Source organism: Streptomyces sp. NPDC126497, assembly GCF_040302425.1.
Classification (GTDB): domain Bacteria; phylum Actinomycetota; class Actinomycetes; order Streptomycetales; family Streptomycetaceae; genus Streptomyces.
Window position 1 is genome coordinate 61347 of sequence record NZ_JBEORT010000025.1, and the last position, 12102, is coordinate 73448.

Sequence of the window (12102 nt, forward strand, 5' to 3'; positions counted from 1 at the left end):
GCCGGTGACCCGAAGCACCTTTTGAGCAAGTCCAGAGCTTCGGCTCGGTCGCGGCCGTGGCGACGCAGAAATCGGAATCAAATCCTCCGTTATGGGACGACACGGGTCCGTTTCCGTGAGCCGCACCCGCTCACGTCGTCGAATGCGCTTTCGGCCTCCGCGCGCCGTATGGCTAATATCAAGCCATTGACCGCTACTGTCTGGCGCGTTCTCGTCGCAGGTGCGGCCGACCAGCGACGAGGAGGGTGTCCGGCGGGTGAGCGGATCGAACAGGGACGGACGGCGCGGAAGGAACGGCGCGCGGGCCGGCCGCCGACGGAGGGACGCGACGGACGAGCAGGCGGGGACGGCCGGTGAACGGCGCCTGCCGCTGCGCACGGTGCTGCTGGTGCTGCTGCTCGTGCCGAGCGTGGCGCTGGTCGGACTGTGGGGCCTGGCCACATACGAGTTGGGCAACGAGTACCGGGTGCAGGCCGCCCAGCACGATCTGAAGACGACCGTGGGCCCGCGCAACGCGGCCCTGTTCAACGCCCTGCAGCGGGAGCGGCGGCTGACCCAGGAGGTGCTGGCCGCGCCCGGGACGTCCCGGACCGCCCTGATCCGGCAGCGTGCGGTCACCGACCGCGCCCTGCGCGCCTTCGCGCCGCTGACCTCCGCGGACACCAGCGACGGTCAGCAGGGCCTGGCCGCCGCGATCTCCCGGACCGTGCGGGTGACCGACAGGCTCGCGCAGGAGCGCCGGGCGGTGGACGCCGGGACCGCCGACGAGGAGCGGGCGTTCACCTACTACACCGAGGCCGTCGCGGCCGGCACCGAGGTCTTCGCGGCGATCTCCCGCGGCGCCAACGGCGAGGTGACCGGTCTGTCACAGGTCCTGTTCGACCTGAACGGGGCCGTGGACATGATCAACCGGGAGGACGCGGTGCTGGCCCGGAGCTGGCCCACGGGCCGGTTGTCCGACAAGGACCACGACCTGGTCACCGACGCCGTCGGCACCCACGAGTACCTGCTCGCGTCGCGTGTGGCACCGAACCTCGACGCCGAGGAGAGCCGGCTCTACACGGCGATGACCAAGAGCGAGGAATGGCGGACGCGGGTCGAGCTGGAGGAGTGGCTGCAGGCCTCCGCCGGCGGGGGCGTCACGCTGTCCCCGGCCCGCGCCGAGCAGTGGCGGACCTCGGCGGACGCCTCGATCGCCCGTCTCGTGGAACTCATCGTCGTGCACAACGAGGTCTCCGACGCCGCCGGCGCCGCCGCCGTGCGGCAGCTGAAGCTGTACCTGTACTCCGTCGCCGCCCTCGGCCTGTTCGCCGTCGTCCTGGTCGTGCTGATGACCTGGCGGCTGACCACGCTCCTGCGCCGGCGCGTCCTGGCCGTGCACGGCCAGGCGCAGGACCTGGGGCAGCGGCTGCCGCAGGTGGTCGCCCGGCTCGAACGGGGCGAGAACGTGGACGTGGACGCCGAGGTCCCGGAACTGTCCCCGGCCGCGGACGAGTTCGGCGAGCTGAGCCGGGCGCTGAACCTGGCCGGCCGCACCGCGGTGCACACCGCGGTGCGCCAGGCGGAACAGCACCGCGGCTTCGAGCGGCTGCTGCAGCGCATCGCGCGCCGCACCCAGCTCCTGATCGGCCTGCAGCTGAAGAAGCTGGACGAACTGGAGCGCCGGCACGAGGACCCGCACCTGCTGGAGGACCTGTTCGACCTGGACCACCTCACCGCCCGGCTGCGCCGCTACGAGGAGAACCTGGTGATCCTCGCGGGCGGCCAGCCCCGGCGCCGCTGGCGCAAGCCGGTGCCGCTGCTGGACGTCCTGCGCGCCGCGCAGGGCGAGGTCCAGGACTACCGGCGCATCGAGATCGACGTCGAGGGCCGGCCGTGGATCTCCGAGCGGGCGGTGGGACCGTTGATCCACATCCTGGCCGAACTGATGGAGAACGCGACCGCGTTCTCCAAACCGCCGGCTCCGGTCGAGATCAAGGCGGCGCCGGTCAGCCGGGGTGTCGTGGTGGAGATGGAGGACCGCGGACTGGGCATGGAGGCCGAGCAGTACGAGGCCGTCAACGCCCTGATGCAGGCGCCCCCGCAGATGGACGTGATGACCCGCGCCGACGACGTGCGCCTGGGCCTGTACGTGGTGGCCCGCCTGTCGGCGGGCCTGGGCCTGCAGGTGGAACTGCGGCCCTCGGCGTTCGGCGGCACCCGCGTCATCGTCCTCGTCCCGCAGGACCTCGTGGCCGAGCGGCCCCGTTCGGTGCCGGACGCCGTCGGCGGCCCGTCGCCGGAGGAGGCCGGCACCCCCCTTCCTCCGGCGCGCCGGCACGGCGGTCCCCGTCCCGCGGAGGTCTTCCGCCCCGCGGACGACGCGGACGCCCTGCCGGTGCGGTCGCGGGGACGGGCGATGGCCGACGTCACCGCGCCGGCTCCCGCGGACCCCCCGACTCCCGCGGACCCCCCGGCCCCGCGGACCGGACCCGCCCCCCTGCCCCGCCGGACGCGTCAGGCCAGCCTGGTGGCCGAACTGCGCGCGCCCGCTCCGCAGGACCCCCAGGCCCCGTCCCGTGCCCCGGCCCGCTCCGGCGCCACCATCGCCGCCTTCCAGCGGCAGTCCCGCAAGAACCGCGCCGCCGGCGCGCGGCCGTCCGCGCCCGGCACCGACCAGTCCGAACCGCCCACGAGGGAAGACCGAGGATGACTCAGCGAACCACCGCCACCGACGCAGACCTGGACTGGCTCCTCGACGGACTGGTCGACCAGGTCGCCGGCACCCGGCACGCCATCGTGCTGTCCGACGACGGCCTGGTGATCAGCCGCTCGCAGACCGTCGAGCGCTCCGACGCCGAGCGCCTGGCCGCGATCGCCACCGGTCAGCAGAGCCTGGCCCGCGGTGTCGGACAGCTCTTCCAGGGCGGCCCGGTCCACCAGGTCATCGTCGAGATGGCGGACCTGTGGCTGTTCGTCACCGCGGCCGGCCGGGGCACCCACCTGGCCGTGGTCGCCTCCCAGGAGGTCGACGCCGAGGTGATGGCGGTCGCCATGCACACCCTGGTCCAGCAGGTGGGCCAGAAGCTGGGCACCGGCGAACGCACCCCGCGGTCCGACCCGTCCCCGCCCGCCGGCCCCGGGGCCGGCGCATGAGGCACTGGACGGAGGACCTGGAGGACGACGCGGACGAACCGCTGGTCCGCCCCTACACCATCACCGGCGGACGCACCACCGCCGGCCGTGACGACCTGACCCTGATCACTCTGATCACGGTACGGACCGAGTCCGGTACGGACACCGCGGCCGGCCGGCCCGCGCTGCAGCCGGAACACCGCACCGTCCTGCGCCTGTGCGCGCGCAGGCCCGTCGCGGTGGCCGAGATCGCCGCCGAACTGGACCTGCCGGTGTCGGTGACCAAGATCCTCATCGGCGACCTGATCGACGCCGGCCGGGTACGGGCCCGGCCGCCCCTGGCCTTCGCGCACAACGGCACCCACCCCGACATGACGATCCTCGAGGCGGTGAGAGATGGGCTCCGCGGGCTCTGATCCGGCACAGACGGCCCAGGCCGTGAAGATCCTGGTCGCCGGTGGCTTCGGCGTGGGCAAGACCACCCTGGTCGGCGCGGTCAGCGAGGTCGCCCCCCTGCACACCGAGGAATACCTGACCCGGGCCAGTGTCGGCGTGGACGACCTGGTCGGCATCGACGCCAAGACCACCACCACCGTCGCCCTGGACTTCGGGCGCATCACCGTCAGTGACGAACTGGTGGTCTACCTGTTCGGGACGCCCGGCCAGGAACGCTTCTGGTTCATGTGGAACGACCTGGTGCTCGGAGCGCTGGGGGCGGTGGTCCTGGTCGACACCCGCCGTCTGGAGGTCAGCTTCGCCTCCATCGACTTCTTCGAGAGCCGCGGTGTCCCGTTCGTCGTCGCGGTCAACTGCTTCCACAACGTCCGCGACCGCACGCCCGAGGAAGTCCGCACCGCCCTGGACCTGGACCCGCAGGTCCCCCTGGTGATGTGCGACGCGCGCGAACGCACCGACGGCAGGAACGTCCTGCTCACCCTGGTCGAGCACCTCATGGCCCGCCGCTCCGCGCCTCGGCCGGCCGGGTGAATCCCTTCCGTGGCCGGCGGTCGTCGCCCGCGGCGCCCGGGCGGCGATCGCGGTGAACCCGTCCCCGCCGTACGCGCTCGAGGCCGGGGACGCCCGTCCGGCGCGGGTGTGCCCCGCGGGCGGACGGGCCGCCCGCGGGGCACCGCGGCCCGGGGCCGGCGGATCACGAGGTCACCGCCGGGCCGGGGACCGTCAGGGAACGAGCTTCAGCAGCCGGTTCGGCGAACCCGAGCCGGGGCCGGTCACCTTGCCGGTGGTCGCGCCGCTCACCAGGGCCGAGGCGACCTGGGCCGGGGTGGCGGAGGTGTGGCCGGCCAGGTAGACCGCTGCCGCTCCGGCGACGTGCGGGGTCGCCATCGAGGTGCCGGAGATGGTGCTGGTCGCGCTGTCACCGGTGTGCCAGCCGGCCGTGATGGAGGAGCCCGGGGCGAAGAGGTCCAGCACCGAGCCGTGGTTGGAGTAGCCCGCCCTGGCGTCCGTGCTGGTCGTGGCGCCCACGGTGAGGGCCTCGGTGACCCGGGCCGGGGAGTAGGAGGAGGCGTTGGCACCGCTGTTGCCCGCGGCGACCGCGTACGTGACGCCGCTCGCGATGGAGTTGCGCACCGCCGTGTCCAGGGCGGTGGACGCGCCGCCGCCGAGCGACAGGTTGGCGACCGAGGGACCGGAGTGGTTCCTGGTCACCCAGTCGATGCCGGCGATGACCCCGGCGGTGGTCCCGGACCCGTTGTCGTCGAGCACCCGTACGGCGACGATCTTCGCCTTCTTGGCCACTCCGTAAGTGGACCCGGCGATGGTGGTGGCCACATGGGTGCCGTGGCCGTTGCCGTCGGATGCGGTGGTGTCGCCGTCCACGGCGTCGTACCCGTAGGTGGCGCGACCGCTGATCTGCTGATGGGTGATGCGCACGCCGGTGTCGATGACATAGGCCGTGACACCACTGCCCGCGCTGTCCGGGTAGGTGTAGGTACCGGAGAGCGGGAGCGAGGTCTGGTCGATGCGGTCCAGGCCCCACGGCGCGCCGGACTGCGTGGCGGCGACGCTCACCCGCTGGTTCTGCTCCACGGAGGCCACCGCGGGGTCGGCGGCCAGACGGCCGGCCTCGCCGGCGGAGAGGGCGGCGGTGTAGCCGTTCAGCGCGCTGCCGAACGTCTTGCGCACACTGCCGCCGTACCGCTCGACCAGGTTCCTGCCCGCGTCCGAGGACGCCTTGAACCCGGCGGCCTTCTTCAGCGTCACGATGTAGCTGTCCTTGACCGCGGTGGGGGAGCCGGCGGCGAGCACCGTGCCCTCGGCGGGGGCGGCCTGGGCGGGGGCCGAGGTGAGTCCGGCGGCCAGGGCGGCCGTCGCGGCACCGGCGATCGCCGCGAGCCGCGCTCTCTTGCTGTGCAGTCGTGCCATGGCGGGGGAGTCCTCCTCCGGGCGGCGCGTCCGGGTGGGGCGCGCGTCTGTGGGGGCGGGCGTGCGCGAGCGCACACCATTGGCTGGAGCGCTGTGTTCCGCTCCCGGCCGCAAGCAAGACTCATCCATGACTCCCTTGCGGAACAAGGGAGTTGAGCATCCGTCAACAATGTCGTCATGGGCACGACACATGATGGTCTCGAATTCGGGATACTGTCCCGGATATGGGAAACGAGAAGACCGGGGCTGCCCCGGACCCCGTGGACGTCCGGCTCGGCGCGCGGCTGGCCGAGCTCAGGGGCGAGCACGGCTGGTCCCTCGGGGAGCTGGCGGAGCGCAGCGGGGTCAGCCGGTCCACCCTGTCCCGGGCCGAGCGGGCGCAGACCAGCCCCACCGCCTCCCTGCTCAACCGGCTGTGCGCCGTCTACGGACGGACCATGTCCCAGCTGCTCAGCGAGGTCGAGGCGGAACCCGCACCGGTGGTGAGGGCCGCCGACCAGCCCGTGTGGCAGGACAGGGCCTCCGGTTTCGTCCGACGGTCCGTGTCCCCGCCGCACGGGGGGCTGCGCGGCGAACTCGTCGAGGGGCGGCTCACCGCGGGCGCGGACATCTCCTACGACCGGCCTCCCGTCCCCGGCCTGGAACAGCACGTCTGGGTCCTGGAAGGAGCGCTCGCCGTGACGGTCCGGGACGTCGAGCACCGTCTCGGTGGCGGCGACTGCCTCCGGCTGCGCGTGTGGGGGCCGACCCGGTTCCGCTGTCCCGGCCCCGGAGACGTCCGCTACGTGCTGGCGGTGGTGCGGCCGTGAACGTCAGCGAGCTGAGCGCCGCCCGACTGGCCGATCTCGTACCGGAACTGGCCGCGCTGTTGATCGACGCCGTGGACGGCGGCGCCTCCGTCGGCTTCCTCGCCCCGCTCGACCGCGCGGAGGCGGTCGCCTGGTGGACGGAGCGGTCCGCGGCCGTCGCCGCCGGCCGGCTCGCGGTGTGGGTGGCGCACGAGGAGCCCGGACGGGCGCTGGGCACCGTGGGCCTCGCCCTCCCCGACAAACCCAACAGCACCCACCGCGCGGAAGTGGTGAAGCTGATGGTGCACCGGGCGGCCCGTGGCCGGGGCCTCGGGCGGCGGCTGCTGACCGTCGCGGAGGAGGCCGCCGCCGCGCGGGGCATCACCCTGCTGCACCTGGACACCGAGACCGGCAGCCCCGCCGAGCGCCTCTACCGCTCCTCCGGCTGGACCGCCGTGGGCGCCGTCCCCGACTACGCGGCGGACCCGGCCGGGGTGCTGCGGCCGACGACGATCTACTACAAACGCCCCGGAGCGGGCGCCGCCCCGGCCGCGACCGGGTGAGTGTCAGTGCCGGCCGCTACGGTGCCTGCCATGCCGGATGCCGAAGACGTACGACGGATCGCCCTGTCCCTGCCGGACACCACGGAGAAGGTCGCCTGGAGCATGCCCACGTTCCGCGTCGCGGGGAAGATGTTCGCCACCCTGCCCGAGGACGAGACCTCCATCGCCGTGCGCTGCCCCAAGGAGGAGCGCGACGAACTGGCCCTCGCCGAACCGGAGAAGTTCTGGATCGCCGATCACGAGGCGCAGTTCGCCTGGGTCAGGGTCCGCCTCGCCGCCCTGGAGGACGAGGGCGAACTGCGCGACATCCTCGCCGACTCCTGGCGCCAGGCCGCCCCGACCCGGCTCCTCGAGGCGCACCCCGGGCTGGGCCTGCCGCCCGTGCGCTGAGGGCCGCCGGCGCCCCGTGGAGGAGGCCCGGACCGTGAGCGGCGGCCGGGGCCGGAAGGGGCGCCCGGGAGCGTGTGCGGCGGGAGGGTCCGCGCCGGGAAACGAACGCGCGACCACCGCCCGGAGTGCGGTATGGTTTCCCTGCGCGTTGGGCCCGGGGAATCCCCAGGTCAGACGGGCAACGGGACGTGGCGCAGCTTGGTAGCGCACTTGACTGGGGGTCAAGGGGTCGCAGGTTCAAATCCTGTCGTCCCGACTTGTCGAGCAGCAGGTCGGAGGCCGTTCCGGGGACACCCCGGGCGGCCTCTTCGTCATGCCCCGTGCCGTCACCGCGCGCCAGGGGACCGGCCCGGTGGGGCCGGTCGGCTCCGCCGGACGCATCGGCACCCGCGCACCGGACGACACGGGAGATGTGTCACCACATGTCCTTGATGTCACGCCATGTCCGATTTAACGTTCGCCGGGTAGGCGCCGTCGCGGGATCGGACACCCGCGCCGTGATCCCGGAAGCGAGGTGTGGAGCGCGTGCACGCGAGGCGCGGACGTACCGGAGGGCCGCGACGGACGCGGGCGCTGGTCGTGCTGCTCCTGCTGGCGTCGACGCTCGCCGCTTGCGGCGGCGACGAGGCCGCTTCCCGGCCCACCCTCAACTGGTACAACTTCCCCGACGACTCCGGCGCCCTGCAGAAGGCCGCCGACCGGTGCGGCAGGGAGTCCGGCGGCCGCTACCGGATCAGCTACAACAAACTGCCCCGGGCCGCCGACGGCCAGCGCCAGCAGCTGGTGCGCAGGCTCGCCGCCCGGGACGACTCCCTGGACATCCTCGGCCTGGACGTCACCTGGGCCGCCGAATTCGCCGAGGCCCGCTGGATCCGGGAGTGGACCGGTGAGGCGAAGCGCCGGGCCACCGAGGGCACCCTCCGCGTCCCCCTCCGGACGGCCACCTGGAAGGGCGGGCTGTACGCCGTCCCGTACAACACCAACATCCAGCTCCTGTGGTACCGCAAGGACCTGGTGCCCACCCCGCCGAAGACCTGGTCCGAGATGATCGCCATGTCCCGCGACCTCGCCCGGCGGGGCGAACCGCACTACGTGGAGGTCCAGGGCGCCCAGTACGAGGGCCTGACCGTGTGGTTCAACTCCCTGGTCAACAGCGCGGGCGGCGCCATCCTCGATCCGGGCGCCACCGGTCCCTCGCTCGGCCCGCCCGCCGTGCGGGCCGCCTCGCTCATGCGCGGCCTCGCGAACTCCCCGGCCGCCGACCCCTCCCTGTCCAACCAGATGGAGGACCAGAACCGGCTGGCGATGGAGTCGGGCGTGGCGGCCTTCGAGATCAACTACCCGTTCGTCTATCCGTCGATGAGGTCCAACAACCCGCGGCTCTTCGAGGACTTCCGCTGGGCGCCCTACCCCCGTGTCGACGCCGCCCGCCCCGCCCGCCCCACCATCGGCGGCATCGACCTCGCCGTCAGCTCCTACTCCCGCCACCCCGACCTGGCCTTCGAGGCCGCCCTGTGTCTGCGCGACCGGGAGAACCAGCTCACCGCCGCACTCGAGGGCGGACTGCCGCCCACCCTGCGCGCCCTGTACGACGAGCCGGATTTCATGAAGGAGTACCCCTTCTCCCGGGAGGTGCTGTCCTCGCTGGAGTCGGCGAGCGTACGGCCGGTCACCCCCGCCTACCAGAACGTGTCGATCGCCGTCTCCCACGCCCTGTCCCCGCCGTCCGGCATCAGCCCCGAGGCCGCGGTCGACACCATCGGGGAACAGATCGACCAGGCCCTGCGATCCGAGGGTGTGATCCCGTGAGCACCATGGCGGAGCCGGCGAAGGACGGGGCGAAGGGCGGGAGGCCGCTCTCGGCCGGAGCCCGGCAGGAGCGCCGGCTGGGCTGGCTGCTGTGCGCGCCGGCCGTCCTCGTCATGGCCGCCGTGACCGCCTACCCCATCGGCTACGCGGTCTACCTGTCCCTCCAGCGCTACGACCTGCGCTTCCCGGCGCGGGCCGAGTTCGTGGGCCTGAGCAACTACGGGGCGGTGCTGTCCTCGCCGTTCTGGTGGGACGCCTTCTGGGTCACGGTCTTCCTCACCGCCGTGTCCGTGGCCATCGAACTCGTCCTCGGCATGGGCCTCGCCCTGGTGATGCACCGCACGCTCCTCGCCCGCGGCACGGTCCGCACCGCGGTCCTCATCCCGTACGGCATCGTCACCGTCGTCGCCGCCTTCTCCTGGCAGTACGCCTGGACCCCCGAACTCGGCTACCTCGCCGGCCTGCTGCCCAGCGGCGACGCCCCGCTCACCGAACAGTGGCCCGCGCTGTGGCTGATCATCCTGGCCGAGGTGTGGAAGACCACGCCCTTCATGGCACTGCTCCTGCTGGCCGGACTCGCCCTCGTCCCCGAGGAGACCCTCAAGGCGGCCATGGTCGACGGCGCCACCCCCTGGCAGCGGTTCACCAAGGTCATGCTGCCGCTGATGAAACCGGCCATCCTGGTCGCCCTGCTCTTCCGCACCCTGGACGCCTTCCGGATCTTCGACAACATCTACGTCCTGACCTCGGGCGCCCACGGCACCGGCTCCCTGTCGATCCTCGGCTACGACAACCTGTTCACCGCGCTGAACCTGGGCATCGGGTCGGCGATCTCGGTCCTGATCTTCCTCTGCGTCGGGATCATCGCCTTCACCTTCGTCAAGCTGTTCGGCGCCGCCGCACCCGGCGCGGAGGTGAAGCGCTGATGGCCGCCGCGGGCGCGACGCACGCCACCCGGTGGGGCGTCGTCAACGTCGTCGTGGTGCTGTACGCCCTCTTCCCGGTGTGGTGGATCGTCGCACTGTCGTTCAAGGACCCGGGCACCCTCACCGACGGCACCTACATCCCCCGGGACTGGACCTTCGAGAACTACCGCGGCATCTTCGCGACCTCCGAGTTCACCCGGGCACTGATCAACTCGATCGGCATCGCCCTCATCGCCACCGTGATCGCCGTGGCCCTCGGCACCATGGCCGCCTACGCCGTCGCCCGGCTGAGGTTCCCCGGCAAGCGGCTCCTGATCGGCATGTCGCTGCTGATCGCCATGTTCCCGCCGATCTCCCTGGTCTCCCCGCTGTTCGACATCGAGCGCGCCCTCGGGATCTTCGACACCTGGCTCGGGCTGATCATCCCCTACATGACCTTCTCGCTGCCGCTGGCGATCTACACCCTGTCGGCGTTCTTCCGGGAGATCCCCTGGGACCTGGAGAAGGCCGCCAAGGTGGACGGGGCCACGCCCGCACAGGCCTTCCGGCTGGTCATCGTGCCGCTCGCCGCGCCCGGCGTGTTCACCACCGCCATCCTGGTGTTCATCTTCTGCTGGAACGACTTCCTGTTCGCGATCTCGCTGACCTCCACCGAGTCCGCGCGCACGGTCCCCGCCGCGATCGCGTTCTTCACGGGCAGCTCGCAGTTCCAGCAGCCGACCGGGTCGATCGCCGCCGCCGCCGTGGTGATCACCGTCCCGATCATCATCTTCGTCCTGCTCTTCCAGCGGCGGATCGTCGCCGGACTGACCTCCGGGGCGGTCAAGGGATGAGCCGCGAGGCAAGGAGGCGCCGCCCATGGCCGAGATCGTCCTAGAGGGAGTCACCAAGCGTTACCCCGACGGCTCCCTCGCCGTGCGGGACGTGGACCTCGAGATCGCCGACGGCGAGTTCGTGATCCTGGTCGGCCCGTCCGGCTGCGGCAAGTCGACCACCCTGAACATGATCGCCGGGCTCGAGGACATCACCGAGGGCACCCTGCGCATCGGCGGCCGGGTCGTCAACGACCTCGCCCCCAAGGAGCGCGACGTCGCCATGGTGTTCCAGAGCTACGCCCTGTACCCGCACATGAGTGTGCGGGAGAACATGGGCTTCCCGCTGCGGCTGGCGAAGGTGGACAAGGCCACCATCGACAGCAAGGTCGAGGAGGCCGCCCGGGTCCTCGACCTGGGCGGCCTCCTGGACCGCAAGCCCGCCAACCTCTCGGGCGGCCAGCGCCAGCGGGTGGCGATGGGGCGGGCGATCGTCCGCGACCCCGAGGCGTTCCTCATGGACGAGCCGCTGTCCAACCTGGACGCCAAGCTCCGGGTGCAGATGCGCACCCAGATCTCCCGGCTGCAGCGGCGCCTGGGCACCACCACCGTGTACGTCACCCACGACCAGACCGAGGCGATGACGCTCGGCGACCGGGTCGTGGTGATGCGGCAGGGCCTGGTCCAGCAGGTCGGCACCCCCGCCCAGCTCTACGACATGCCGCGCAACCTGTTCGTCGCGGGCTTCATCGGCTCCCCGGCGATGAACTTCGTGGGCGCCTCCCTGTCCGGCGGCGTCCTGCGCACCCCGCTGGGCGACCTGCCGCTCGACGACCGCGTGCGCCGGGAGCTGGAACGGCGGAACGTGCCGCGCGAGGTGATCGTCGGGCTGCGTCCCGAGGCCTTCGAGGACGCGAGCCTGGCACACGGGCCGGGCGGCCCCGCCGTCACCGTCACCGTGGACGTGCTGGAGTCGCTGGGCTCCGACGCGTACGTCCACTTCGGCGCGGAGGGCGGGCCGGTGACCACCGCCGAACTGGAGGAACTCGCCACGGACTCCGGCGCGCGCGACACCGGTGCCCAGGGGGCCCAGCAGGTCGTGGCCCGGCTGAACGCCGCCACCCGGGCCCGCGAGGGCGAACCCGTCGAGCTCCGGGTCGACATGGGCAAGGCCCATGTCTTCGACCCGTCGACCGGAACCAACCTCACCCACCCGGAGAGCTAGGGCCTCTCGTTTGGATCATGTCGGCGTCGCGGGGCTTGGCACGCGCATCTGCCGCGTTGTCGTCAGTTGCCAACGCTCCGCGTTGGCGCC

At 72.4% G+C, this 12102-nt stretch carries 12 protein-coding genes and 1 tRNA gene; 12 read left to right on the forward strand and 1 reads right to left on the reverse strand.

Annotated elements, in window-relative coordinates; translation table 11 throughout:
* Nucleotides 1-256 precede the first annotated feature (256 nt).
* From ABTY20_RS14305 to ABTY20_RS14320, 4 genes are read left to right on the forward strand one after another with little or no spacing between them, the layout of a single operon-like run.
* Nucleotides 257-2692, forward strand: a complete 2436-nt coding sequence (locus ABTY20_RS14305; protein WP_351997293.1) for a sensor histidine kinase — start codon at nt 257-259, stop codon at nt 2690-2692.
* Nucleotides 2689-3135 (forward strand): roadblock/LC7 domain-containing protein, encoded by a 447-nt coding sequence (locus ABTY20_RS14310; protein ID WP_351997294.1) that lies wholly within the window; start codon nt 2689-2691, stop codon nt 3133-3135. The genes ABTY20_RS14305 and ABTY20_RS14310 overlap by 4 nt, the downstream gene beginning before the upstream one ends.
* Nucleotides 3132-3530, forward strand: a complete 399-nt coding sequence (locus tag ABTY20_RS14315) for a DUF742 domain-containing protein (protein WP_351997295.1) — start codon at nt 3132-3134, stop codon at nt 3528-3530. The genes ABTY20_RS14310 and ABTY20_RS14315 overlap by 4 nt, the downstream gene beginning before the upstream one ends.
* Complete coding sequence (locus tag ABTY20_RS14320; protein ID WP_351997296.1) at nt 3511-4101, forward strand: GTP-binding protein; 591 nt, start codon at nt 3511-3513, stop codon at nt 4099-4101. Before ABTY20_RS14315 ends, ABTY20_RS14320 begins: the two co-directional genes overlap by 20 nt.
* 192 nt (nt 4102-4293) lie before the next feature.
* Here the strand turns inward: ABTY20_RS14320 and ABTY20_RS14325 are convergent, their stop codons facing one another.
* A complete protein-coding gene (locus ABTY20_RS14325; RefSeq protein WP_351997297.1) occupies nt 4294-5499 on the reverse strand; it encodes a S8 family peptidase in 1206 nt (401 codons plus the stop codon).
* Nucleotides 5500-5723: 224 nt separating this feature from the next.
* Here ABTY20_RS14325 and ABTY20_RS14330 point away from each other — a divergent pair, with 224 nt between their 5' ends.
* The 8 genes from ABTY20_RS14330 to ABTY20_RS14365 all read left to right on the forward strand — a co-directional run bounded on the left by ABTY20_RS14330 (nt 5724) and on the right by ABTY20_RS14365 (nt 12012).
* Nucleotides 5724-6308 (forward strand): helix-turn-helix domain-containing protein, encoded by a 585-nt coding sequence (locus tag ABTY20_RS14330; RefSeq protein WP_351997298.1) that lies wholly within the window; start codon nt 5724-5726, stop codon nt 6306-6308.
* Nucleotides 6305-6850: a GNAT family N-acetyltransferase gene (locus tag ABTY20_RS14335; protein ID WP_351997299.1), complete on the forward strand. Its 546-nt coding sequence runs from the start codon at nt 6305-6307 to the stop codon at nt 6848-6850. The genes ABTY20_RS14330 and ABTY20_RS14335 overlap by 4 nt, the downstream gene beginning before the upstream one ends.
* Before the next feature lie 30 nt (nt 6851-6880).
* Nucleotides 6881-7240 carry an MmcQ/YjbR family DNA-binding protein gene (locus tag ABTY20_RS14340; RefSeq protein WP_351997300.1) on the forward strand — a complete coding sequence of 120 codons (360 nt, stop codon included), beginning with the start codon at nt 6881-6883 and terminating at the stop codon, nt 7238-7240.
* Between the two features lie 182 nt (nt 7241-7422).
* Nucleotides 7423-7496 (forward strand) — tRNA-Pro (locus ABTY20_RS14345).
* Between the two features lie 269 nt (nt 7497-7765).
* Nucleotides 7766-9049 (forward strand): ABC transporter substrate-binding protein, encoded by a 1284-nt coding sequence (locus ABTY20_RS14350; protein WP_351997301.1) that lies wholly within the window; start codon nt 7766-7768, stop codon nt 9047-9049.
* Between the two features lie 5 nt (nt 9050-9054).
* Nucleotides 9055-9975 (forward strand): carbohydrate ABC transporter permease, encoded by a 921-nt coding sequence (locus ABTY20_RS14355; protein WP_351997304.1) that lies wholly within the window; start codon nt 9055-9057, stop codon nt 9973-9975.
* Nucleotides 9975-10808 carry a carbohydrate ABC transporter permease gene (locus ABTY20_RS14360; RefSeq protein ID WP_351997302.1) on the forward strand — a complete coding sequence of 278 codons (834 nt, stop codon included), beginning with the start codon at nt 9975-9977 and terminating at the stop codon, nt 10806-10808. The genes ABTY20_RS14355 and ABTY20_RS14360 overlap by 1 nt, the downstream gene beginning before the upstream one ends.
* A gap of 25 nt (nt 10809-10833) precedes the next feature.
* A complete protein-coding gene (locus ABTY20_RS14365; RefSeq protein WP_351997303.1) occupies nt 10834-12012 on the forward strand; it encodes an ABC transporter ATP-binding protein in 1179 nt (392 codons plus the stop codon).
* Nucleotides 12013-12102: the final 90 nt, after the last annotated feature.

Coding starts and splice junctions, on each gene's coding strand:
- ABTY20_RS14310 (WP_351997294.1), top strand. CDS start 2,689: ATGACTCAGCGAACCACCGCCACCGACGCAGACCTGGACTGGCTCCTC.
- ABTY20_RS14315 (WP_351997295.1), top strand. CDS start 3,132: ATGAGGCACTGGACGGAGGACCTGGAGGACGACGCGGACGAACCGCTG.
- ABTY20_RS14320 (WP_351997296.1), top strand. CDS start 3,511: ATGGGCTCCGCGGGCTCTGATCCGGCACAGACGGCCCAGGCCGTGAAG.
- ABTY20_RS14325 (WP_351997297.1), bottom strand. CDS start 5,499: ATGGCACGACTGCACAGCAAGAGAGCGCGGCTCGCGGCGATCGCCGGT.
- ABTY20_RS14330 (WP_351997298.1), top strand. CDS start 5,724: ATGGGAAACGAGAAGACCGGGGCTGCCCCGGACCCCGTGGACGTCCGG.
- ABTY20_RS14340 (WP_351997300.1), top strand. CDS start 6,881: ATGCCGGATGCCGAAGACGTACGACGGATCGCCCTGTCCCTGCCGGAC.
- ABTY20_RS14355 (WP_351997304.1), top strand. CDS start 9,055: ATGGCGGAGCCGGCGAAGGACGGGGCGAAGGGCGGGAGGCCGCTCTCG.
- ABTY20_RS14360 (WP_351997302.1), top strand. CDS start 9,975: ATGGCCGCCGCGGGCGCGACGCACGCCACCCGGTGGGGCGTCGTCAAC.
- ABTY20_RS14365 (WP_351997303.1), top strand. CDS start 10,834: ATGGCCGAGATCGTCCTAGAGGGAGTCACCAAGCGTTACCCCGACGGC.